At 62.1% G+C, this 23,887-nt stretch carries 21 protein-coding genes and 2 pseudogenes; 8 read left to right on the top strand and 15 right to left on the bottom strand.

From position 1 onward, the window contains the following. Positions 1-312: 312 nt before the first annotated feature. Positions 313-1,125, top strand: a complete 813-nt coding sequence (locus PspR76_RS10555; protein WP_159955131.1) for an alpha/beta fold hydrolase — start codon at positions 313-315, stop codon at positions 1,123-1,125. A gap of 39 nt (positions 1,126-1,164) precedes the next feature. On the opposite strand, the gene PspR76_RS31630 is transcribed toward PspR76_RS10555, so the two are convergent. The 5 genes and pseudogenes from PspR76_RS31630 to PspR76_RS10540 all read right to left on the bottom strand — a co-directional run bounded on the left by PspR76_RS31630 (position 1,165) and on the right by PspR76_RS10540 (position 5,623). Further along, positions 1,165-1,356 carry a hypothetical protein gene (locus PspR76_RS31630; protein WP_442966801.1) on the bottom strand — a complete coding sequence of 64 codons (192 nt, stop codon included), beginning with the start codon at positions 1,354-1,356 and terminating at the stop codon, positions 1,165-1,167. Between the two features lie 51 nt (positions 1,357-1,407). Beyond that, entirely contained in the window at positions 1,408-2,007 is a 600-nt protein-coding gene (locus PspR76_RS31625) for a methyl-accepting chemotaxis protein (protein ID WP_442966823.1), read from the bottom strand. Between the two features lie 18 nt (positions 2,008-2,025). Beyond that, positions 2,026-2,250 (bottom strand): annotated as a pseudogene (locus tag PspR76_RS31620) (HAMP domain-containing protein); the annotation flags it as partial. Between the two features lie 995 nt (positions 2,251-3,245). Then, positions 3,246-4,658, bottom strand: coding sequence for an aminotransferase-like domain-containing protein (locus PspR76_RS10545; RefSeq protein ID WP_159955130.1), 1,413 nt, complete (start codon positions 4,656-4,658; stop codon positions 3,246-3,248). A 203-nt stretch (positions 4,659-4,861) separates the two neighbouring features. Beyond that, complete coding sequence (locus PspR76_RS10540) at positions 4,862-5,623, bottom strand: SDR family oxidoreductase (protein WP_159955129.1); 762 nt, start codon at positions 5,621-5,623, stop codon at positions 4,862-4,864. A gap of 228 nt (positions 5,624-5,851) precedes the next feature. Between PspR76_RS10540 and PspR76_RS10535 the strand changes: the two genes are divergently transcribed. Together PspR76_RS10535 and PspR76_RS10530 are read left to right on the top strand one after the other, a co-directional pair. Then, a complete protein-coding gene (locus PspR76_RS10535; protein ID WP_159955128.1) occupies positions 5,852-6,859 on the top strand; it encodes an NADP-dependent oxidoreductase in 1,008 nt (335 codons plus the stop codon). 114 nt (positions 6,860-6,973) lie between these two features. Continuing rightward, positions 6,974-7,219, top strand: a pseudogene (locus PspR76_RS10530) (NADP-dependent oxidoreductase); the annotation flags it as partial. A gap of 115 nt (positions 7,220-7,334) precedes the next feature. Here the strand turns inward: PspR76_RS10530 and pyrF are convergent. Beyond that, on the bottom strand, positions 7,335-8,033 hold the full coding sequence (gene pyrF / locus PspR76_RS10525) for an orotidine-5'-phosphate decarboxylase (RefSeq protein ID WP_159955126.1): 699 nt from the start codon (positions 8,031-8,033) through the stop codon (positions 7,335-7,337). A 260-nt stretch (positions 8,034-8,293) separates the two neighbouring features. On the opposite strand from pyrF, the gene PspR76_RS10520 reads away from it, so the two are divergent. Beyond that, on the top strand, positions 8,294-9,070 hold the full coding sequence (locus tag PspR76_RS10520) for a winged helix-turn-helix domain-containing protein (RefSeq protein WP_159955125.1): 777 nt from the start codon (positions 8,294-8,296) through the stop codon (positions 9,068-9,070). After that, entirely contained in the window at positions 9,070-10,104 is a 1,035-nt protein-coding gene (locus tag PspR76_RS10515; RefSeq protein ID WP_159955124.1) for a sensor histidine kinase, read from the top strand. Before PspR76_RS10520 ends, PspR76_RS10515 begins: the two co-directional genes overlap by 1 nt. On the opposite strand, the gene PspR76_RS10510 is transcribed toward PspR76_RS10515, so the two are convergent. From PspR76_RS10510 to PspR76_RS10470, 9 genes are all read right to left on the bottom strand, one after another. Further along, positions 10,101-11,162: an AI-2E family transporter gene (locus PspR76_RS10510; protein WP_145164944.1), complete on the bottom strand. Its 1,062-nt coding sequence runs from the start codon at positions 11,160-11,162 to the stop codon at positions 10,101-10,103. The genes PspR76_RS10515 and PspR76_RS10510 overlap by 4 nt on opposite strands. Before the next feature lie 72 nt (positions 11,163-11,234). Beyond that, complete coding sequence (locus PspR76_RS10505) at positions 11,235-12,053, bottom strand: DUF4892 domain-containing protein (RefSeq protein WP_159955123.1); 819 nt, start codon at positions 12,051-12,053, stop codon at positions 11,235-11,237. A 102-nt stretch (positions 12,054-12,155) separates the two neighbouring features. After that, the gene (locus PspR76_RS10500; RefSeq protein ID WP_159955122.1) at positions 12,156-13,010 is read right to left on the bottom strand and encodes an alpha/beta hydrolase; all 855 of its coding nucleotides are present in this window, start codon (positions 13,008-13,010) and stop codon (positions 12,156-12,158) included. Then, positions 13,007-13,810: an alpha/beta fold hydrolase gene (locus PspR76_RS10495; RefSeq protein WP_159955121.1), complete on the bottom strand. Its 804-nt coding sequence runs from the start codon at positions 13,808-13,810 to the stop codon at positions 13,007-13,009. Before PspR76_RS10495 ends, PspR76_RS10500 begins: the two co-directional genes overlap by 4 nt. Before the next feature lie 97 nt (positions 13,811-13,907). After that, positions 13,908-14,351: a hotdog fold thioesterase gene (locus tag PspR76_RS10490; RefSeq protein WP_159955120.1), complete on the bottom strand. Its 444-nt coding sequence runs from the start codon at positions 14,349-14,351 to the stop codon at positions 13,908-13,910. 30 nt (positions 14,352-14,381) lie between these two features. Continuing rightward, a complete protein-coding gene (locus tag PspR76_RS10485) occupies positions 14,382-16,031 on the bottom strand; it encodes an AMP-binding protein (RefSeq protein WP_159955119.1) in 1,650 nt (549 codons plus the stop codon). 784 nt (positions 16,032-16,815) lie between these two features. Next, on the bottom strand, positions 16,816-17,265 hold the full coding sequence (gene sixA, locus PspR76_RS10480) for a phosphohistidine phosphatase SixA (protein WP_159955118.1): 450 nt from the start codon (positions 17,263-17,265) through the stop codon (positions 16,816-16,818). Then, positions 17,262-17,609: a DUF4389 domain-containing protein gene (locus tag PspR76_RS10475; RefSeq protein WP_159955117.1), complete on the bottom strand. Its 348-nt coding sequence runs from the start codon at positions 17,607-17,609 to the stop codon at positions 17,262-17,264. The genes sixA and PspR76_RS10475 overlap by 4 nt, the downstream gene beginning before the upstream one ends. 10 nt (positions 17,610-17,619) lie before the next feature. After that, the gene (locus tag PspR76_RS10470) at positions 17,620-18,645 is read right to left on the bottom strand and encodes an NAD(P)H-dependent glycerol-3-phosphate dehydrogenase (RefSeq protein WP_159955116.1); all 1,026 of its coding nucleotides are present in this window, start codon (positions 18,643-18,645) and stop codon (positions 17,620-17,622) included. 195 nt (positions 18,646-18,840) lie between these two features. On the opposite strand from PspR76_RS10470, the gene PspR76_RS10465 reads away from it, so the two are divergent. From PspR76_RS10465 to PspR76_RS10455, 3 genes are read left to right on the top strand one after another with little or no spacing between them, the layout of a single operon-like run. Further along, positions 18,841-20,961 carry a TonB-dependent receptor plug domain-containing protein gene (locus tag PspR76_RS10465; RefSeq protein ID WP_335928422.1) on the top strand — a complete coding sequence of 707 codons (2,121 nt, stop codon included), beginning with the start codon at positions 18,841-18,843 and terminating at the stop codon, positions 20,959-20,961. Position 20,962: 1 nt separating this feature from the next. Beyond that, positions 20,963-21,892: an ABC transporter substrate-binding protein gene (locus PspR76_RS10460; RefSeq protein WP_159955114.1), complete on the top strand. Its 930-nt coding sequence runs from the start codon at positions 20,963-20,965 to the stop codon at positions 21,890-21,892. After that, complete coding sequence (locus PspR76_RS10455; protein WP_159955113.1) at positions 21,889-23,790, top strand: ATP-binding protein; 1,902 nt, start codon at positions 21,889-21,891, stop codon at positions 23,788-23,790. The genes PspR76_RS10460 and PspR76_RS10455 overlap by 4 nt, the downstream gene beginning before the upstream one ends. Positions 23,791-23,887: the final 97 nt, after the last annotated feature.

Raw genomic sequence — 23,887 nt, 5'->3', positions numbered from 1 at the left:
GCGAAGCGCTCCCACTTCAACCGCCGCGGTGTACCTGATAAACCGCATCGTCAGGTTTTGGGGCTGCTTCGCAGCCCAACGCGGGGCAAGCCCGCTCGCCACTACCAGCCTGCTCCCCACTACCAGCCTGCTCCCCACTACAAGCCTGCCCGCCACTACCAGCCTGCTCCCCACCACAAGCCTGCCTGCCACAATAAGCCTGCTCACCACCGACAAACGCCTCGCTACAACATGCCATCACTTTGCACCTATCCCCCCGCCTCCGACTAGCGTAAAAAAGTGCCCCTCACTCCGTGAAGTTAGAGGCCTGCTATGCCTGTTGCCGTGATTGATGGACAACCGCTGCACTACGTCGACCAGGGCACCGGCCCGGTCGTCCTGCTGGGTTCGAGTTACTTGTGGGGCCGCGAGATGTGGGCGCCGCAAATTGAAGCTTTGTCGCAACAGTACCGGGTGATCGTCCCCGAACTGTGGGGCCACGGCGAATCCGGCCCGCTGCCGGCGCACACCCACTCCCTGGACGACCTCGCACGCCAGACCCTCGCGCTGCTGGATCAGTTGGATATCGCCCACATCAATCTGGTCGGCCTGTCGGTTGGCGGCATGTGGGGCGCGCGCCTTGCACTGCTGGCACCTGAGCGCATCAACAGCCTGGTGCTGATGGACACCTACCTCGGCGCCGAGCCCGAGGCTACCCGCCAATACTACTTCTCGCTGTTCAAGATGATCGAAGACGCCGGCGCCATCCCCGAGCCGTTGCTGGATGTGGTTGCACCGATCTTCTTCCGCCCGACGATTGATCGTGAATCAGCGCTGTATCAGGATTTCCGCAGCGCGTTGCAGGCGTTTCCCAAGGAACGCCTGCAGCAAAGCATCGTGCCGCTGGGCCGCCTGATCTTCAGCCGCGCCGACATCCTCGACCAACTGCCGCGCCTGGACACCGACACCACGCTGGTCATGTGTGGCGAACAGGACAAGCCTCGGCCGCCCGCCGAATCCAAGGAAATGGCCGATCTGATCGGGTGCAGCCTGACGCTGGTTCCAGAAGCGGGGCATATTTCTTCTCGAGAAAACCCGGACTTCGTCAATGAAGCGCTGCTGACCTTCCTCGCCAACCACGCCTGATCGCCGCCCTGCCCTTTGATCGCAGTGCAAATGCTGCGATCAAAGCCGGAAGTGCCCGACCATGCCCTTGAGCTCCGCCCCCAACTGCGCCAGTTGAATGCTCGACGCGGCATTGCCTTGCATGCTCAACGCCGACTGATCGGCACTGGCACGAATGCTGGTGACGCTGCGATTGATCTCTTCGGCCACTGAGCTTTGTTCCTCGGCCGCCGCGGCAATCTGTTGGTTCATCTGCTGAATCAGCGACACCGCTGCCGCGATGCTGCCCAGCGCACTCTCGGTTTACAGTGCATCGCTGACCGCCAGCTTCACCAACTCGCCACTTTGCTGGATCTGCTGCACTGACGACTGCGCCGCGTTGCGCAACGTACTGACCAGGCGCTCGATTTCCTCGGTCGATTGCTGTGTGCGCTTGGCCAGCGCCCGGACTTCATCGGCCACCACCGCGAAACCTCGGCCTTGCTCGCCGGCGCGGGCCGCTTCGATAGCGGCGTTGAGGGCGAGCAAATTGGTTTGTTCAGCCACGCTTTTGATCACGCCCAGCACGGTGCCGATATTCTGGATTTCCGCGCTCAGGCTTTCGATACTTGCGCTGGCACTGGTGCTGGAGGTGGCGAGCAATTCAATGCGGTGCAGGCTTTGACGCACCACCTGCTGGCCGCTGTCGACTTTGTCATCGGCGGTCTGCGCGGCTTGCGCGGCCTCTTCGGCGTTGCGCGCCACGTCATGCACCGTGGCGGTCATCTGGTTCATCGCCGTGGCAACCTGCTCGGTTTCTTCTTTCTGGCTGCTGACCTCGACATTGGTCTGTTCGGTGACACTGGACAGTGATTGCGCCGAACTGGCCAATTGCTCAATGCCGGCCTGCAGCCCGCTGACCATCTGGCTCAAGCCGCTGCCCATCTGTTGCATCGCCTGCATCAACTGGCCGATTTCATCACGGCGGCTGACCTCCATCCGCCCAGTCAAATCACCCGCAGCAATCTGCTGGGCCACGGCGATCACACGGCGCAACGGCGCCACGATCAACCGGGTAATCACCCACGCGGCAATCAAGCCCACCAGCAGTGCCAGCGCTGACGAAACGACGATCAGCAGCGCGCTTTTTTTCAGCTGCGCCTGCATGGATTGATCTTCAGCGTCATACGCCTGGTTGACCCGGCTGACAACTTGATCGGCGCGGTCATGCAATTGCTTGTAGACGACTTTTTCCTGGGCCAGCAGCCCGGTGTACTCGCCGAGTTTCTCGCTGAACGCGGCGATGTGCCCGGACACTTCGTTGAGCACAGTCTGGTAACCCGCGTCCTTGACCGAGGTTTTCAACTGCTCGACCTGCGCCAGGGCTTGGTCGGCCTGCTCGATCTTGCCTTGCTCGGCGTTGTCCGCATCGACCTTGCGGCTCTGATCCAGGCGCAGTCGCGCTTCGTTCATGGCTTGCAACATCAACCGCGACACCTGGCTGACCTGCCCGGCCTGTTCGATAAACTCGGCGCCGTCCTTGCCCTGGCTTTCCTTGAGGCCATAGGCACCATCGTCGGCCAGGCCTGCCTGCAACACGTCGAGGTTATTGGCCACACTGGAGACCGACCAACTGGCCATTTCCAGGGCCAGGTCCTTGGTCTGGGTCAACTCGACAAACTCGTCGAACGCCTTGCGATACGCGGCAAGCGCCTGTTCTACCTCGCTCATCACCGGCACATTCGCGGCGGACCGGGCCTTGAGGCTGGCGGCTTGGACGGCCAAGGCGTCGACGCTTTCGTGCAGGGCGTCGACGGCCTTGGGGTCGGCGTGCAACGCGTAATCCTGCTCGATCAGGCGCACCTTGAGCAGGCCGCTGTTGAGCGAAGACATTGCCTTGAGGCCCTCAAAACGTTGACCCACGGTTTGCAGGGACCACACGCCAATGGCCGCCACCAGCGCCGTCAGCAGCAGCACCAGGGTGAAGCCCACGCCCAGTTTTTTCGCCATACCGAGGTTGGCGAAACGTCGTTGCACGGCCGAAATCATTGCACTTGATCCTCTTGCAATGGCAGATGCCATCAAGCCTGGTTTCCATGCTGCGAGATTCGCAACGACGCGCTACCGGCACAAGACGTTGGCGCCACAATAATGGCAAAAAGCTACACGCTCGTCGTTTTCAGAATGGTCGAGGTCGATCTGGCAGGCCCCATCGCACGGAACAGCGCCAACGCCCGCTGATCAGCAGCATAGGCCACATTGATGCGCAGCCAGTCACTGTGTTCGCCTTTGGGACTGAACAGCGCCCCCGGCGACAGCAATACACACAAGCGCCGGGCGCACGCCTGCAACCGCGAACGGTCACCGACGCCAGGCCGCGCCCACACAAACATGCCCCCGGCGGGCACGGCAAACACCTCCCACTCTTCGTCCTCCAGCACCTGCAAGGTCGCAGCCATTTGCGTGTTCAAACGCTTGCGCAGGCGCTGCACCCATTTGCGATAAGTGCCATTGGCCAATAGCGTAGCCACCACCGCTTCGGCAAACCGCGAGGTGCCGATGCCCGTCAACGTCTTGAGCGTGGCCATCTGCGTGACAAGCGCTGCACTGGCGCTCAGATACCCCACCCGCAGGGCACTGCTGAGGGTTTTGGAGAAACTCGAGATATAGATCACCCGCCCTTCATGGGGCAGCGCCGACAACCGTGTGCAGCTGGCGTGCTGCAAGTCGCCGTAGACGTCTTCTTCGACGATCAGGAAATCTTCGCTGTGCGCCAGTTGTAACAGACGTTCCGCCACCCCGCGGCACAGGCTGGTGCCGGTGGGGTTGTGATACAGGCAATTGATGAACAGGCACTTGGGGCGATGGCTTTGCAGCAGCGTCTCCAGCACCGGGATGTCCGGGCCACCCACGACGCGTGGCACTTCCAGCAGCTTGACGCCGTGGCGTTCCAACTGCCTGTAGAGGTTGGCATAGCCGGGCGTCTCGACCACCACCGTATCGCCGGCCTTTAGCAATGTGCGTATCAACAGGTCCTGTGCATGGCTGGCGCCGTGGGTGGTGAGGATGCAATCGAGGTGGGTGACCACCTTCATCTGGGTCAGCCGCTTGAGCAATTGTTCGCGTAACACCGGCAACCCCAGCGGCGTGCTGTAGTTGAACAGGGCGACGGTATCGGTGCGGCTGATCTCGCGGATGGCGTAACAGATGTCATCGCTTTCTCGCCAAGCGTCCGGCAACCAGCCGCAGCCCAGCTTCAATTCGCCCAAAGGCCCCTCGACATAGGCGCCCCAGCCCAGCTCCGCACCTTCATACCATTGGCTCTCCAGGGAAACCGGCGGTTGAGCCACAACAAATCCCGCGCCCTGTTTTGCCTCCAATAACCCTTGGGCCACCATACGTTCGAAGGCTTCGAGCACGCTGGATTGACTGAGCAGGTTATCAAGGGCCAATTGCCGGATGGACGGCAAGCGCGTGCCGGGGCTCGCGCCGCTGTTGCGAATCCATTGCGCCACCGCACTGACGATTTGCTGCACCACCGGTACAAGGGCTTGTCGATCGATGCCTAAATCCATGAGCCACTCACTTCAACTGTCTGTTAATCAACCCTAAACAGTTAAGCACAGAAGCCCGGTTCAACTGGTCGCAAAAAATTATTAAATCATTGATTTTATTGAGTTATTTACCTACTGATACACAATCTGACGAGGCCTTGTGCCAGCCCTGGAAACGCCCCACAGCGCGCCTGGCCTTTTCGAATAGGCAGCGACATGGAGTCCTAGATAGCCGTCGCACCACCGTCCACCGCCAGCGCCTGCCCCGTGGTGAACGCTGCACCGTCGCTGCACAGGTACAGCACGGCACTGGCGATTTCCTCCACCTTGCCAATGCGCCCGACCGGGTGCATGGCCGCCGCAAATTCGGCTTTGCGCGGGTCGGCTTCATAGGCTCGGCGGAACATGTCGGTGTCGATCACTGCAGGGCATACCGCATTCACACGAATTTTCTTCTTCGCGTACTCAATGGCTGCCGACTTGGTCAGGCCGATGACAGCGTGTTTGGACGCCGCATAAATGCTCATCTTCGGCGCCGCCCCCAACCCTGCCACCGACGCCGTGTTGACGATCGCCCCGCCGCCCTGGGCCAGCAGCAGCGGCAACTGGTACTTCATGCAGAGCCACACGCCTTTGACGTTAACGCCCATGATCGCGTCGAACTCATCCAGGCTGCCGTCGGCCAGCTTGCCCTTTTCAATCTCGATGCCGGCGTTGTTGAAGGCATAGTCGAGGCGCCCATAGGCGGCGACGGTCTGTGCCATCAATTGCTGCACATCAGCCTCCAGCGTGACGTTGCAGCGCACAAAAATCGCCTCGCCACCGGCCTGCTGAATCAGCGCAACCGTGCCCTCGCCGCCCGCCACATCCAGGTCGGCAACCACTACTTTCAAGCCTTCTGCGGCGAACGCCAGCGCGGTGGCGCGACCAATACCCGCGGCGGCGCCAGTTACCAGGGCGACCTGGCCGGAAAACGTCATGCTCATGGAGGATGTCCTATGCAAGAAATAGCTGTGGCACGAGTCTAGCCAACGCCAGGACGGGCGCGTCAGCACTATCAGAAGCCCCGTTGGCGCTGTATGAATCGCAGTGATAAGGCGCAGGGTGCAACTATTAGCCCTGCCTATCGGCGGGCATTCGCGCTGCTCGGTAGACCTTGCCCCGGGCGCCTTGAGGGTCTATCACTCATGGTTCATTTCTAAAGAGTCCTTGCCATGACTGCCCAGACCAATCGCCAGTTCCTGCTCGCCAAACGCCCGGTCGGCGCGGCCACGCGGGACACTTTCACCTACCAGGAAGTGCCGGTGGGCACGCCGGCAGAGGGGCAAGTGCTGGTGCGCAATGAATACCTGTCGCTGGACCCGGCGATGCGCGGCTGGATGAACGAAGGCAAATCCTACATTCCGCCCGTCGGCATTGGCGAAGTGATGCGCGCGCTGGGTGTAGGCAAGGTGATTGCCTCCAACACCCCGAAATTCGCGGTCGGCGACTACGTGAACGGTGCGCTGGGCGTGCAGGATTATTTCCTCGGCGAGCCGCGTGGCTTCTATAAGGTCGACCCCAAGCTCGCGCCCTTGCCGCGCTACCTGTCGGCCCTCGGCATGACCGGCATGACCGCCTACTTCGCCCTGCTCGACACCGGCGCACCCAAGGCGGGCGAAACCGTGGTGATCTCCGGCGCTGCCGGTGCGGTCGGCAGCATTGCCGGGCAGATCGCCAAGCTCAAGGGTTGCCGCGTGGTGGGCATTGCCGGCGGCGCCGACAAATGCAAGTTCCTGGTAGACGAATTGGGCTTTGACGCAGCCATCGACTACAAAAGCGAAGACGTACCCGCCGCCCTCAAGCGCGAATGCCCCAAAGGCGTGGATGTGTATTTCGATAACGTCGGCGGCGACATCCTCGACGCCGTGCTCAGCCGCCTGGCATTGAAGGCGCGGGTGGTGATTTGCGGTGCCATTAGCCAGTACAACAATAAAGAAGCGGTGAAAGGCCCAGCCAACTACTTGTCATTGCTGGTCAATCGCGCGCGCATGGAAGGCTTTGTGGTGATGGACCATGCGGCGAATTTTGCCGCGGCCGGGCAAGAGATGGCCGGCTGGATGGCGCAGGGCAAGCTCAAGAGCAAGGAAGACATTGTCGAGGGGCTGGAAACGTTCCCGGAGACGCTGATGAAATTGTTCAACGGTGAGAACTTTGGGAAGCTGATTCTAAAAGTCAGCTGACAGATGAGATCGTTCCCACGCTCTGCGTGGGAATGCTGCCCGGGACGCTCTGCGTCCCAAAGCGTGACGCGGAGCGTCACAAGAGGCATTCCCACGCGGAGCGTGGGAACGATCGAAGCGGTGAAAGGCCCAGCCAACTACTTGTCGTTGCTGGTCAATCGCGCGCGCATGGAAGGCTTTGTGGTGATGGACCATGCGGCGAATTTTGCCGCGGCCGGGCAAGAGATGGCCGGCTGGATGGCGCAGGGCAAGCTCAAGAGCAAGGAAGACATTGTCGAGGGGCTGGAGACGTTCCCGGAGACGCTGATGAGGCTGTTCAACGGTGAGAACTTTGGGAAGCTGATTCTAAAAGTCAGCTGACAGATGAGATCGTTCCCACGCTCTGCGTGGGAATGCTGCCCAGGACGCTCTGCGTCCCAAAGCGTGACGCGGAGCGTCACAAGAGGCATTCCCACGCGGAGCGTGGGAACGATCGTCAGGCGATTTCGGCGACGACAGCTGCCAACGCTTTCGCCGGATCGGCCGCCTGGCTGATCGGGCGACCGATCACCAGGTAATCCGAACCTGCGTCCAGGGCCTGACGCGGGGTCAGGATGCGGCGCTGGTCATCCTGCGCGCTGCCCGCCGGGCGAATCCCTGGAGTCACCAGCTGCAGCGACGGGTGCGCAGTCTTCAGCGCCTGGGCTTCCAGTGCCGAGCAGACCAGGCCATCCAGGCCAGCTTTCTGCGCCAACGCGGCCAAACGCAAAACCTGCTCCTGAGGCTCGATATCCAGGCCGATGCCGGCCAGGTCTTCGCGCTCCATGCTGGTCAGCACGGTCACCCCAATCAGCAGCGGTTTGGGGCCGTTGCGCTGCTCCAGCACTTCGCGGCAGGCGCTCATCATGCGCAGGCCACCGGAGCAATGCACGTTGACCATCCACACGCCCATTTCCGCAGCGGCTTTAACCGCCATGGCAGTGGTGTTGGGGATGTCGTGGAATTTCAGGTCGAGAAATACTTCGAAGCCTTTGTCACGCAAGGTGCCGACGATTTCGGCGGCGCAACTGGTGAACAGTTCCTTGCCGACTTTGACCCGGCAAAGCGCGGGGTCCAACTGGTCAGCCAGCTTCAGTGCGGCGTCACGAGTGGGGTAATCCAGGGCGACGATGATAGGCGTCTGGCAAACGGACATTGGAATGGGCTCTCAGGCAAGTCGAAATCGGCGCGGATTGTAGCGCAAGCGGCGCCGTTGCGGGATCCGATGATCGGTAAATACTGATTAAGCGCCGCCAAACCCGGCATTTCACGCAATTGTGTCAGGGCCGATACATTCCCGACATGCCCTCAACACGCCCCGCGTCTAGCCTCGCGCACATGACCGCCCGTCCAGCACTTCCAGCCATGGAGCTGGGCGCCTATGCTGACAGCAACAACCAGGCAGATGATCGCACTATGCATACCCCTACCGTCTCTGTAAACGAAGAGCAAAAAGGCGCGGTGATCGCCGAAGACAAGCGCTGGAACACCCGCGCGTTGATCGTCGATGACGACCTGCCGATCCGTGAACTGCTGATCGACTACCTGGCCCGCTTCAATATTCTCGCCATCGGCGTCACCGACGGCACGGCCATGCGCACGGCCATGCGCACGGCCATGCAAGCCGAAACCTTTGATGTGGTGGTGCTCGACCTGATGCTGCCGGGCGAAGACGGCCTGTCGCTGTGCCGCTGGCTGCGCACCGAGTCGGACATCCCGATCCTGATGCTCACCGCGCGCTGCGAACCCACCGACCGCATCATCGGCCTGGAGCTGGGCGCCGATGATTACATGTCCAAACCCTTCGAACCGCGCGAGCTGGTGGCACGTATCCAGACCATCCTGCGCCGGGTGCGCGATGACCGTACCGAGCAGCGCGCCAACATCCGTTTCGACAACTGGCGCCTCAACAGCGTGCTGCGCCAGCTGGTCGCGGACGATGGCCTGGTGGTGCCGCTGTCGAATGCCGAGTTTCGGTTGCTGTGGGTGTTTATCGAACGCCCGCGCCGCGTGCTGAGCCGCGAGCAATTGCTGGATGCCGCCCGTGGCCGCTCCATCGAAGCGTTTGATCGCAGCATCGACTTGCTGGTGTCGCGCCTGCGCCAGAAACTGGGAGATGACCCGAAAGCACCGCAGCTGATCAAAACCGTGCGCGGCGAAGGCTACCTGTTCGACGCCCGGGATATCGGCTGATGCGCAACGCCTTCAATACGCTGTTCGGCAGGCTGTTCGGCGTATTGCTGGTGGCTATTGTGCTGGCCCATGCGCTGGCGTTCTTCTGGTTTCACCATTACGGCCCACCGCCACAGCCGCCGCAGGAAACCTTCGTCGAGCAGCCGGACGGCACTATGAAGCCCCTGCCCCGGCATCATCGCTCCTGGTTTGGTGGCCCGGTGGTGCCGCTGACCTTTCAGTTTATTTCGCTGATCATCGCCGCCTGGTACGGCGCCAAACTGCTGAGCCGGCCGATACAGCGCCTGAGTGCGGCCGCCGAACGCCTGAGCCTCGACCTCGACAGCCCGCCGCTGAATGAGTCCGGGCCACGGGAGGCGCGCCAGGCAGCGTCAACGTTCAACCTGATGCAAAAGCGCATCCGCGAACAAGTCAGCCAGCGCGCGCGCATGCTTGGCGCGGTGTCCCATGACCTGCGCACCCCGCTGTCGCGCCTCAAGCTGCGCCTGGAACAGATCGAAGACACCAAACTGCAAGGCCAGATGCGCCAGGACCTGGACGACATGATCGGCATGCTCGACGCCACCCTCAGCTACCTGCATGAACAGCGCACCAGCGAAACGCGGCATTGGCTCGACGTGCAGGCGCTGGTCGAATCCCTGAGCGAAAACGCCCAGGACCAGGGCTCTGATGTGCAGTTCTCCGGCACCTGCGCGCCGTTGCAGGTGCAACCGATGGCGCTGCGTTCCTGCCTGAACAACTTGATCGACAACGCCCTGCGTTATGCCGGAACCGCGCGTGTTGAGTTGGCTGACAGCCGTGGGGCGCTGGTTATTCGGGTGATCGACCATGGCCCCGGCATTGCGCCGGATAAGCGTGAGGCGGTGTTCGAACCCTTCTTTCGCCTGGAAGGCTCGCGTAACCGCAACTCCGGCGGCGTCGGCCTCGGCATGACGATTTCCAAGGAGGCCGTGGAGCGTCTCGGCGGGCACCTGAGCCTGGAAGAAACCCCGGGCGGCGGCTTGACCGCCGTGATGTGGTTGCCGAGGGCTTAAAGGGGTTTGTCTTCGCGCCGAACCTGAGCCTGGGTTGCACTCCAATCCGTCAACAGGCTGTAGGCCACCGCCAACAAGGTCGGGCCGATAAACAGGCCGATGAAACCAAAGGCGATCAAGCCGCCAAACACGCCCAACAGCACAATCACCAGCGGCAAGTTGCCGCCCCGGCTGATCAGGTATGGCTTGAGCACGTTGTCGACGCCGCTGATGATGAACGTGCCCCACACACCAAGGAACACCGCGTAGGTGTAATCGCCCTTCCAGGCCAGCCAGGCCGTGGCCGGGATCCACACCAGCGGCGGACCCATCGGGATCAGGCTGAGCAGGAAGGTGACAATACCCAGCACCAGCGCGCCCGGCACGCCGGCGATCAGGAAACCGATCAGCGCCAGCAGCGCCTGGGCCGCCGCCGTACCAATCACACCGTTAACCACCCGTTGTACGGTGCCGGCCACCAGTTCGATGTAGTAACCGGCGCGGTCACCGATCAGGCGTTCCAACAGGCGGTGCACAAAGGTCGCCAGACGCGGGCCGTCGCGGTAGAAGAAGAACACAAACACCAGGCTCAGGGTCAGTTCCAGGATACCGCCGCCGATCTGCGCACTGCGCGCCAGCAGCCAGTTGCCGACCTGGCCCAGGTACGGCTTGATGCTGACCATCAACGCCGCGCCCTGTTGGTCGATGCTGTCCCACGTCGCCACCAGGCGCTCGCCAACCAGCGGAATCGAGCCCAGCCAGGTCGGCGCAGCCGGCAGGCCGTCGACCTGGATATCCTTGATCAGGCCCACGGCGTCACGCACGTGGTCGGCCAGGTTGAACCCCAGCCACACCAGCGGCACCGCCACCAGCAACATCCAGCCCAAGGTCAGGATGCCCGCCGCCAGGGATTCGCGGCCACCCAGCCAGCGGGTCAGCAAGCGCATCAGCGGCCAGCTGGCAAACGCCAGCACTGCGCCCCAGAACAGCGCCGACCAGAATGGCGCCATGACCCAGAAGCTGGCACCAAACAGCACCAGCAGCAGGATTTGCACCAGTAGGCGATCGTTATTGAGCATCGGGTATCTCGAAAAGAAGGCTGTAGGAAGAGAGCTTAGGCGAACGGCGCGGGTCCGTTCGCCTTGTAACGGTCAGCGTATCAGATGCAGGTGCAAACCTTTAGCGTCGCCGGTGCCGGTTTCCAGGCGTGCGGCGCGTACACCGCTGTCGATCAGGCCCTGGCGCCAGGCTTCGGCGCTCGGCCCGGTCAAGCTGACGCGCAAGGTGGCGTCGAGGTTCAGGCCACGGGAAATCAAGGTCAGCCAGGTGGCGTCGGGTTCGGCGCCGAGTGCCGGAAAGTCCAGCTCGCCGGTGCTTTTCAACTCGCGCAGCAAAGTGGCAGACGTAGGCACCAAGTCGCCCAGCGGCGCGCTGGCGTCGAGTTGTTCCACATGCAGATAGGCGCGGCGGTTGCCACGGGTGATGCCGTACAGCGCCACCAGGGAGTTGTCTTGCGGTGCTGCCAGGCGCAACAACAGGTATTCCTGCTGACCATCGGCGCCGACCAGCTTGGCGTTGCCGAACACTTCATTGGCCCACAGGCTGCTTTCACCGCAATCACGGGCCTGGCACCAGAACAACAGCTGCGCGCCCTTGGCCTGCAACGCTTCACGCGTCGCGGTAAACGCGGCGCTGGAGGTGTGTTCGGCGGGTAATTCATAGGTAATCGCGGTGGTTTGGCCACGCGCGGTGGCTTGGCCTTCGTAACGCAGTTGGCCGCTGATCTTGCGGATCGCGCCCATGGGGTAGATGCGTTCCTTTTCCTCAGCGGGGCGGTAATCGACGATTTGCGCATCGACCTGGCGGGACACGGCAGGTAAATCCTGGCTGCCCGGCACGTCGGCGGCGAACACCAAGGGGCTGAAGCAGCACAGCCCGAGGGCACGGATACATCCTTTACGCAGGCTCATCGGATCGAAGAGCCCTGGCCATCGGAGGTCGCAGCGGTGTTTAGATCGTACATGGTTGACTCCCTTTCAATCCGCCCAGCCTCGGCAGTTGCCCGCGCCAAGTCAAGGCGCGTGGAAGAACCGATTGAAACAGTCTGCAACAAGGACCGCGCCGGGCTCATCATTAAGGTGTAAATGATGGCCGCCCGGCAGCGTGTTCACCGTAAAAGGTAGCTGAGAAAGCAATTCGGAATGTTTCGCCAGCATGCCGTCAGCCGCGACCACCAACTGTGTAGGGCAACCCACACGCCGCACGAAAGCCATCGCCTGTTCATCGGTCAGGCGCATCGGCGACGCGAGCGTCAGGCGGCTGTCCGTACGCCAGGTGTAACCGCCCGGCACCGGCATCAACCCGCGCTGGGCCAGCAGTTCAGCGGCTTCGCGGCTGACCGCGACCACGCCTTTCATGCGCGCTTCAACCGCCCGATCCAGGGTGCTGTAGACCGGCTTGCGCTTGTCTTGCAGGTTCAATTGCGCCTGCAACGCCATGCCAAGCCGCTCGGCGGCGTTCTCTCCAGCGGCGGTCGGCGGGGTCACACCGTCGATCAACCCCAGGTGCGTCACGCGTTCCGGCATGGCGCCGGCCAGCACCAATGAAACGATCGCGCCGAGGGAATGGCCAAGTAATGCAAAACGTTTCCAGCCCAGTTGCTCGGCGACTTGCAGCACATCAAACACGTAATCCCACAAGGCATACCCGGCGCCCGCAGGCCGATGTGCCGAATGCCCATGGCCGGCCATGTCCAACGCAACGATACGCACACCGTGCAGCTTCGGCGCCAGCCGCGCAAAGCTGTTGGCGTTGTCCAGCCAGCCATGCAGGGCGATCACCGGCAGACCGTCTTCTGGGCCAAACAGGTGTGCCGCCAACTCGATGTGCGGCAGGCTCAGGCGCACTTCTTCGACCGGCGTGCTCATGCGCAACTGCGCTCGCGGGCTTGCCAGCGGGCGAACAGGTTCTTGATCAAGGTCGCCGTGTCCTGCGGACGTTCAAGCGGGAACATATGACCACCGGGCATGGTGAGCATTTCGCCCATGGGCAGGCGGCCGACGCCACTGGCATGGTGGCGCATCACCACCCGGCTCTGGCGCCCACGCACTACGGCCAGCGGCACTTTCAACTGGCGCACCTGGCCGGGGCTGGTGTGCGGCACGCCGCGGTAGATGCTGATTTCGGTCGCCGGGTCGAAGCGCAGACGCAGGCGGTCGCCCACCTGTTGCAGGCCGTGTTGCAGGTACGCGTCAAAGCATTCAGGGTCGAACCCGCGAAACAGGGTCTTGCCGGCGAAGTAACTGCGCGCGGCGTCCAGGTCAGTGAATTCTTCACGGCGGCCCAAGGTGCGCCCGGCCGGGGTCAGGCGGTCGATAAAACCGAAGCGTTTGGCGGCGCGAATCACCCAGCGGTCGGCGCGGGTCAGCACCGGCGAATCCAGCATCACCACGCCACGGTACAACTGCGGGCAGCGCATGGCCGCGTGCAAATGCAACACGCCGCCCAGGGAATGGCCCACGCCCCACACCGGTTCTGGCTGCTGCTCTAAATGGTGGATCAGTTCGTCCACCAGGTTCTGCCAGTTGTCATCCACCGGGAACCTGGGGTCGTGGCCGTGCTGCGGCAGATGAGCCACTGCGTATTCCGGGGCCAGGGCGGCAAACAACTTGCCGTAGGTGGCCGAAGGGAAGCCATTGGCGTGGGCAAAAAACACGTGCTGCGACATACCGGACTCATCTACAAAAACAGAAGTGGATTGTCACCACGCCTGGGCCGTACAGCAATGACTGTAACTGCCAGGAATGATGACACTCACGCCACGCCTATCGCGCCGGCGGGTTCTCGCCCAGCGGCACCACGGCCATGGTCAGGCGCGACACACAGCTGGCCTTGCCGTCATCGCAGGTCAAGCGGATGTCCCACACTTGGGTCGTGCGACCAATATGGATCGCCCGCGCCACCGCCGTCACCCGCCCGCTGCGCACACCGCGCAGGTGGTTGGCGTTGACCTCCAGGCCCACGCAATAAAACTTGCTGGCGTCGATACACAGGTAGGCCGCCATGGAGCCGACGCTTTCGGCCAGCACCACCGACGCACCGCCGTGCAGCAGGCCGTAAGGCTGATGAGTACGAGAGTCGACCACCATGCTGGCGGTCAGGGATTCGTCGTCGAAACTTTCAAAGCGGATATCCAGCAACTCACCAATGGTGTTTTTCTGGATGGCGTTGAGTTGCTCGATATTCGGTTGGGTGCGCCACAAGCTCATGAAGTTATCCTTATTGGTTTTATTACGACCCTAATCCTGCCACACAATGGATTCGCTGCGCGCGCTCCACGCCTGGAAATGATTGCCGTAGGTCGACTCGATGACGTTGCGTTTGATCTTCAAGGTCGGCGTCAGAAAACCGTTTTCCACCGCCCAACTGTCTTTCACCACCACCAGCTGGCGCAAGCGCTCATGTTTGTCCAAGACGGCATTGACCTGCGCCAGCCAGCGTTCAAGGTTGGTGCTCAGCGCCTGTCGGTCCTGATTACCCGCCGACAACACACACAAACCCATCGGCGCCGTAAGGCCATCACCGACCACGCACACCTGTTCGATGCGTGCATGTTCGGCCAGGCGGTTTTCAATCGGCGCCGGAGCCACGTATTTGCCCTTGCTGGTCTTGAAGATTTCCTTGAGCCGGCCGGTCAGGCGCAGGCGGCCGTCGGCGTCCTGTTCGCCTTTGTCGCCAGTACGCAGGAAGCCGTCGTCGGTCAGGGTCTCGGCGGTTTGCTGCGGGTCCTTGAAATAGCCGAGCATGGTCGCGCCACTGCGCACCTGCACTTCGCCCGACGCGTCGATGCGCACCTCAACGCCAGGGCACGGCAGGCCGATCCAGCCGAGCGTCTGCTGGCCGGGGCGACACACGTGGGAATAGCCACAGCTTTCGGTCATGCCGTACACCTCCAGCACATCCAGGCCCAGGCGCTTATACCAATGCAACAAGGCTTCGGGCACCGGCGCGGCACCGGACAATGCAATGCGCAGCGCATCCAGGCCCAGCCCCGCAAGGACTTTATGGCCGACGCGCCTGCCGATAAATGGCAGGCGCAACAGGCGGTCGAGGCGCTTTTGCGGGATCTTGCTGTAGACGCCCATCTGGAACTTGGTCCAGATCCTGGGCACGCCAAACAGCGCAGTCGGCCTGGCGCGACGCAAGTCTTCAAGAAACGTGTCGAGGCTCTCGGCGAAAAATACGGTTTGCCCGGTGTAGATCGAGGCCAGCTCCACAAACATGCGTTCCGCTACATGGCACAGCGGCAAGTAGGACAGCAGCCGGTCGCCCTCCCCCAGGCCGAACAACTCAGTGCCACGGGTGGCGGCGAAACCCAAGGCGCCGAAGGTTTGCATCACGCCTTTGGGCAAGCCGGTGGTGCCGGAGGTGTAGACAATGGTGGCCAGGCTCGACGCGGCAGGTTCGGGGTTGTCCTCGATCGGCGCACAGCTTTGCAGGTCGGCCCAGCGGTAATCGAAGTCGCCCGCCGGGCACAGCGGCAGGCTGATGGTCGGCAAACCCGCCGGAATACCCGGCGCCATCGCCGGCCAGTCGTCCAGCTTGCCGATCAGCACCAGCGCCGCCTCGGAATGGGTCAGCACATGGGCGACAGAGTCGGCGGTGAGGTTGGGGTACAGCGGCACCGAGACATGCCCGGCCATCCAGATCGCCAGGTCGGCGATGATCCAGTGCGCGCAGTTTTTAGAGATCAGGGCAATGTGCGAGCCTTGGGGCAGCTCACGGGCACGCAGCCAGTGCGCGGCGCAGCGGGCCTGGTGGCCGACGTCACCCCAGGTGAGCGTCTGCACCTCGCCGCCGCCAACCGGCTGTACCAGAAAGGGTTTGCGCGGATGCCGCGCTTCACGTTCGTAGAAGACCTGCAACGGCAAACGAAAAGCGACAGGCATGGGACGCGCTCCTTTGTGATCCGATGATAGCCAACCAAGCACTTGCTTGGTTGACTATATAGCACACAAAGCGGCGATCCCTGTGAGAGCTGGCTTGCCTGCGGTGGCCATAGGTATCTACACAACTTCGTAGCTGCCAACCCTACCCACGATGCGCAGCGAGCCGCTCTTGCTCTTGATCTGGCTTTTGATCTTGATCTTAGGCGCCCCGTTAAACCACGCTGGCCGGAATTCGACATGGATTTGGGGGGTAAACCGGCAGGGATGCCGGTTTAGCCGCCCCGCGCCATGGATGGCGCGTGGCGGCGGCCCCCCAAATCCATGTCGGATTACGGGCACACCGAGCCTAAGCGAGGTGCCGAGTGGTGGGGCAAGAGCCCTTTGCTTACTTTGGGCTGGGCCGGCATTCCGGCTTTTCCAAAGTGAGCCGCTGTAAGAGCGGAACCCTAAGTGGCCGTTACCGCAGGAATGGATATGTACTCGGTCTGATCCAGCACCCTGGTCGGCTGTCAGGCCGCCATCGGGGGCAAGCCCCCTCCCACATTTGGAACGCGGTGCATCAGTTAGATAGCTGTAAGCTGCCAGACAGCGAGTTCCCTCTCCTGGGGACTAGCGCCGCACTCAACGTTGTGTAGATACCTATGCTGCGATGGCATCGACCGCATCTCCCTGAAGTACCGAGGTGTCTGCATCGCAGGCAAGCCAGCTCCCACAGAAGAGCAGAACTGATTGTGATCTGACAGGCACCGTTGACCACGACGGCCGCGCGCAGAAAGCCCATCGCCTACGGGTTTTTCACACCCACCAGGCTCATCAACCCCGCCAACGGAAAGTCCCCTTCCAGCTCCGCCAAGCTGGCCGTGTGCATCGGTTGCGGCTGCCGCAAATGACCATGCTGCAACAAGCTGATCAGGCTACCCACCAACGGCTGGTGGCTGACCAGCAACACGTCGGCATCAGTGTCGAGTTTTTCCAGCACGTGCAGCGGGTTGCTGTCCGGCGTCAACCACGGCACCGTGCGAATCTGCGGCTCAAACCCCAATGCCTCACGCACCAGTTGCGCAGTCTGCTGCGCGCGCACATACGGGCTGGCGATGATGGCGCTGATCGGCTGGCCGATCAGGTGCGCAGCACTGCGCAACACTTCGCCGCGCCCATGCTCCGTCAGGTTGCGCTCGGCGTCGGAAGGCGCATGGGCTTCGGCTTCGCCGTGACGCAAAATCCACAGCTTCACAGTTTTGGCTCCTCATCGCGCACCGGGTGCGGCGCCGGTGGCACGCTGTGGGCGGCTTCGCCCTCCGGTGCGCGCGGGGTCGGCCAATCTGCGAACGGCCAAGGCTTTTGATCAGTGTGGAAGCTGCCGAAACGGCCGATTTGCGCAAGAAACTGGCTGAGGCTGTCACCAAAATTCATCAGGCCCAGGTTCGGCGCGCCGTAGAACAGGCGATACACCAACTGCACCACCACCAAAATACCGAGCAGGAACTGCGCGACTTGCCAGACCAGGGCAAACACCAGCATCCACAGGACTCGCAGGAGGATGGACTCGTATTTAGGGCCTGCTTTCGGATCGTTCATGGCGCGTTCCTCAGTTGAAACCACTGGTGGAAATAAAGTCGACATCGGTCTTGGGCTCGGCGCGCATCAGCAACTCGATGACCTGGTTCAAGGTGCGCCCTTCAAACAGGATCGCGTGCAGCCCGGCGACCAGCGGCATGTACACACCGACTTCCTGGGCCTTGGCCTTCAACACTTTGAGCGTGTTGACGCCTTCGGCCACTTCGCCCAGGCGCGTGACGGCGTCCTCCAAACTAAGGCCTTGGCCGAGGGCAAAACCGACCTGATAATTGCGGCTTTTCGGCGACGAGCAGGTGACGATCAAGTCGCCCACGCCCGCCAGGCCGAGGAAGGTCATCGGGTTGGCGCCCTGGTTCACCGCAAAACGCGTCATCTCCGCCAAGGCGCGCGTAATCAGCATGCTCTTGGTGTTTTCGCCCATGCCCAAGGCCACGGCCATGCCGGCAATAATGGCATAGACGTTTTTCAACGCCCCGCCCAGCTCGACGCCAAAGCGGTCGCTGCTGGCGTAGACGCGAAAGGTACGGCCATGCAGCACGGCCTGGACGCGCTCGCACAGTGCCTCGTCTTCACTGGCGACCACGGTGGCTGTCAGCGCGTGTTCAGCCACCTCCCGCGCCAGGTTCGGCCCGGACAGCACGCCAATGCGCGCCTGCGGGGCGATCTCTTGAAGAATTTCGCTCATCAGCTTGAAGGTGTGGGCCTCGATACCTTTGGTCAGGCTGACCAGTTGCTTGCCCGCCAGACGCTCGGCGTGGGGCGCCAGCACCGAGCGCAAGGCGCTGGAAGGCAGCGCGACAAAGCACAGGTCGCAGTCAGTCAAGGTAGCCAACAAGTCGGTCACCGGCTCTACCGCCGGGTGAATCTTGATGCCTTTAAGGTAACGGGGGTTTTCACGGTGGACGCGAATGGCCTCGGCCTGCTCGGGATCGCGCATCCACTGGCGTACCGCGTGGCCGTTTTCAGCCAGCAGATTTGCCACGGCGGTCCCAAAACTTCCGCCTCCCAGGACCGCAATAGGGCGCTGTTCAGTCATATGCAATCCGTTAATCCATAGCAGTGGCGATGGCGGCATTATACGGGGCGACCCGCTTGCGGCCAGCCCCCGTGTCAATTCACACGCTTGTCGGAAAATGCCACCTCTGTGTGAAGTAATTGCAAGTGTGGCGACTGGCAAATGGCCCCACCTCAGTTAACATGGGCGGCTATCCGTAATTATCAAGGCCGTGCCGTGTATTTGGGCCCTCCTCCTCGCTCATCTCTATTATTGATGCTGTTGTGCAGCGCACCTGCGTTGGCGGATGACCTGTTCCTCGACAGCCAGCCACTGCCCCAGGTACTCACGGCCACGCGCCTCAAGCAATCGGCCGCCGCCGTGCCTGGCAGTATGACCGTCATCGACAGTGAGCTGATCAAGGCCAGCGGTGCGCGCGACATCGCCGAGTTGCTGCGTTTGGTGCCGGGGATGATGGTCGGTTACACCACCGGAAACCAGGCGGCCGTGAACTACCACGGCACCAGCGCCAGTGATGCACGGCGCATGCAGGTGTTGATCGACGGGCGTTCGGTGTACCGCGCGGGCCTGGCCACGGTGGACTGGAGCGATATTCCGGTGGCCATGGAAGACATCGAGCGTATCGAGGTGTTTCGCGGCCCCAACACAGTCAGCTATGGCGCCAATGCCTTGATGGCGGTGGTCAATATCCTCACGCGCTCGCCGTCCAACAGCCACGGTTCACGGGTCAAAGTGATCCGTGGCGAACGCGGCATCAACGACTTCTACGCCAGCCAGGGCATGGGCTGGGAGACCGGCGACTTGCGCTTGTCGCTGTCCGGGCAACAGGACGATGGGTTTGACAGCGACAAGCTCGGTGCCGACCGCCGTGACAGCCGTCGCCTCAGCCGTTTCAGCCTGGCGGTGAGCCAGACCCTGAACGCGCAGCAGAGCATCGACTGGCAGTTGGACGCCAAGGAAGGCAGCAATCAGCGCCCTTATACCTACACACCGGTATTCGCCGGGATTACCGAAGGCGGCACCAATTCCGACGTTACCGCCAAGGACTATGCCGGCTCGATGCGCTGGAACATCGAGTTCAACCCCGAACACAGTCTGTACGTCCAGGGCTCGGCCCAGCAATGGGACCGCCAGCAGGTCTGGAAAGCCTGTGACGCCAAGGTGTCGTTCAGCCCGGAACTGACCCAACTGTGGCAGCTCAACCCCAACTATGCCGAAAAGTTGGCCCGCCACATGGATATCTACAGCCAGGGCACCGCGCCGCCCGGCAGCGCGGCCGAACAAGCACTCGGCAACCAGGTGCTGGACCAGTGGCGCCAGGGCGCCAACCAGAGCGTGTGTGGCGATATCGACCAGAGCACCCGCGAGAGTCGCTATGACATTGAGATCCAGGACACCCTGAGCCTGTCCGACAGCCTGCGCCTGGTCAGCGGCATGAATTATCGCTACGACCGCGCCGACTCCGACACCTACTTCAATGGCACCCTCGACGACACCACCTGGCGCCTGTTCGGCCACCTGGAATGGCGCGCCAGCGAACACTGGCTGTTGCAGGGCGGTGCAATGTACGAAGACACCCACTTGAGCGGCAATTCGCTGACGCCGCGGGTGGCGGTCAACTACCTGATCAACCCGCGCCACGGCTTGCGGGCGGTGTATTCCGAGGCGATTCGCTCGCCGGACATGTTCGAAAACAACGTCAACTGGAGCTACCGCGTCACCAACCTGAGCTCCCCGACCTTCGGGCAAAACTCCGGGCAATATTTTGTGGTAACACGCGGCCCCGGCAACCTTGATAAAGAGTTGATGCGCTCGCGCGAGCTGGGCTACAACGGCTTCTTTGCCGACCTCGGGCTGAATGTCGACGTGAAACTGTTCTACGACGAAATCACCGACATGATCAGCTCGCCGCTGCGCAATAACCAATACATTGCCAGCAACGCCAACAGCGCGCGGTTTACCGGTGCCGAATCGCAATTCGATTGGCGCATGAGCAATGCCGACCGTCTGCGGCTGACCTATGCTTACGTCGACGCCGCCTCCAGCAACCCGCTCGATAAGGCACAAACCGCGCGCAACAGCGGCTCGGCCGGCTGGCTGCGTGAATGGGGCCACGGCTGGTCGAGCGCGTTGTTCTATTATGGTGACGACGCACTCAACACCTATCGCTTCGAACGGGTCGACCTGCGCGTAGCCAAGCGCATTGCCCTGGGCAAAGCCAACGTGGAGCTGGCCGGCATGTTGCAACAACGCCTCGACAACCAGCCCACCACCTTTGTCGACAACCATTACGACAGTCGCCACGTCCTCTACTTCAGCGCGGAGTTAGAGTTCTGACATGGGCGCTCAGTCACGGATGACCCTCCTGCTTGTTTTACGCTTCTGGAGGCGCGCCTTGTTATGGGTGTGCCTGCTGCTGGCCGCGCCGGCCTGGAGCGCCGACATTCTGCTGACCTCTGCCGAAGACGGGGCCGGTGTACAAGCGTTTGCGCAGGCCCTTGCCCAGCAGCGTCCCGACGACCACGTGACCTTTACCCCGCTCAAAGACCTGCCGGCACCCAGCCGTTTGCCGGCGAATACCCGCCTGATCGTGCTGGACCTGCCCGGTCTTGATTGGCGCCTGCAGGATGCCCAAGGCCCGCCGACACTGGTGCTGCGCATCAGTCGCCTGCAAGCGCGGCAGCGCCTGGGCCACACTCACCCGGCGAAAATCAGCCTGTTGTGGAGCGATCCGCCGCTTGCGCGTCAGCTCAACCTGATCGCGAGTATCCTGCCGCAGGCCAAACGCATCGGCGTGCTCTACGGCACCGACAGTGAATTCCTGCTGCAGGAGCTGCGCGAGTATGCGACACCGATGGGGCTGGAGATCGTTCCGCAGCTCTGGGACAACATTAATGACAGCCGCCCGCTGCAGAATCTGTTCAAGAACAGTGACGTGCTGCTCGGCCTCGATGACCCGCAGTTGTACAACCCCAAAACCGTGAAGAACCTGTTGCTCAGCAGCTACGCCCAGCAACTGCCGCTGGTGGGCCCCAATGCGGGGTTCGTCAAGGCCGGCAGCCTGGCCAGCACCTACAGCGATCAGGCCGACTGGCTCGATGTGCTCGACCGGCTACTGGATCATCCGCCGACCAGTTGGCCGCGTTCGTTGTACCCGGAACATTTTAAAGTCGTCGGTAACCCGCAAGTCGCACGCTCACTGGGAATCGAACAGGTTGACGAAGTCGCAGTCGCCGCCCGATTGGCCGAAGGAGAAAAACGCCCATGACCTTGCGTCGTCGTTGGGACATCAACACCCGCACCCAGCTCATCACCCTGGGCCCGGCGCTGTTGCTGACCTTGCTGTTGATCAGCTTCTTCACCTTCGTGCGTATCCAGGACCTGCGCCAGGAACTGGACCACACCGGCCAACTGATCGCCAACCAATTGGCCCCCGCCACCGAATACGGCGTCATTTCCGGCAACATCGACGTGCTCGACAGCTTGCTGCGCGCGACACTGGCTACGCCGCACGTGCGCTTCCTGGAGATTCAGGACAGCGCCGAAAAAATCCTGTTGTACGTCGAGCAGCCGTCGGAAAAACACGACCGCTCGCTGTCGGTGAAAGTGTTCCAGGCGCCCATCCGCCTGCAACACATCCAGCTGGGCAATGACTTCTTCCAGGACAACCTCAACGAACCCAAGGCGCCGCGTGCGGACTACCTCGGCCGGGTGATCGTTGGCATGTCCAACGATGCGTTCAGCCAGCGCCAACAGGAGATCCTGTTCAAGGCCGGTATCCTCGCCCTGTTCGCGCTGCTGTTCACCTTCCTGCTCGCACGACGCCTGGCCGCCAGCCTGTCGCAGCCGATCAGCGCGATGGGCCACGCGGTGAAGGCCATTCAGCAGGGCGACTACAAGACGCCGCTGCCGATTGTGGATGACTCGGAACTGGGCGACCTGTCCCGGCATATCAACAACCTCGCCGAGGGCCTCAACCAGGCCAGCCGCGAACAGCACCAGGCCATGGCCCAGTTGATCCAGACCCGCGAGGAAGCCGAGCGGGCGAACAATGCCAAGTCGGATTTCCTGGCGATGATGAGCCACGAATTGCGCACGCCCATGAATGGCGTTCTGGGCATGTTGCAACTGCTGGAAACCACCGAGATGACCGAGGAGCAGACCGAGTACGCGGCACTCGCTTCGGAGTCCACCGAGCATTTGCTCAAGGTGATCAACGACATCCTCGACTTCTCGCGCATCGAACGTGCAGCGCTGGAGCTGGAACATATTTCGTTCAACCTCGCGGACCTGATCAGCAGTTGCGCCCAGGCCTTCCAGCACAGCGCCCAGCAACGCGGCCTGGCGCTGGAGCTGCCGATTCCACTGGGCATGGACGCGCTGCGGGTGCAGGGCGACCCCACGCGTATCCGGCAGATTCTGGTAAACCTGATCGGCAACGCGTTGAAATTCACCGAGCACGGCACGGTGACCGTCGAGCCCCATTGGCAAACCCTCGACCATGAGTTGGTGTGGTTCACCTGCACCGTGCGCGACAGCGGCATCGGGATTTCCGCCGAACGCCTGGAATTGATGTTCGACGCGTTCCAGCAGGCCGACAGTTCCATTTCAAGACGTTACGGCGGCACCGGCCTGGGCTTGCCGATTGCCCGCACATTGGCCGAACGCATGGGCGGCACGCTGCGCGCCCAGAGCGAGGAAGGCCGGGGCTCGGTGTTTACCCTGGAAATCCCGTTGACCATCGACCAGCAGAGCTTGCCCGCGATTGCCCCGCACGCCGAAGGCAAGAGCAGCGCCGGCGATGGCCGTCATGTACTGCTGGTGGAGGACAACCCGGTCAACCGCACGGTGGTCGAAGCGATGCTGCGCAGCCTGGGCTTTGAAGTGAGCCTGGCCACCGACGGCGCCGAAGCCATACGCAGTGCCGAGAGCCTGATATTCACCGCCATTTTGATGGATTGCCGCTTGCCGGTGATCGATGGTTACGAGGCCACCCGTCAGATTCGCCAACTGCCCGGCTGCGCCGATCTGCCGATCATTGCCCTCACCGCCAACGCCTTGCAGGGCGATCGCGAAGCCTGCATGGCGGCCGGAATGAACGATTACCTGGCCAAGCCGTTCAAACGCACGGATTTGCAGCAAATCCTGCAGCGTTGGGTGCAATAGCCCCGCGCCATCAACCAACTGCGACTGGCGTGAAAGACGAAAGTGCGGCAGTCTTAGGCACCCGAACGGGCCCATAAACAGGCCCGGTTTAAAATTT

Source organism: Pseudomonas sp. R76, assembly GCF_009834565.1.
Lineage (GTDB): Bacteria > Pseudomonadota > Gammaproteobacteria > Pseudomonadales > Pseudomonadaceae > Aquipseudomonas.
This window is presented reverse-complemented; position numbering and strand designations above follow the sequence as displayed.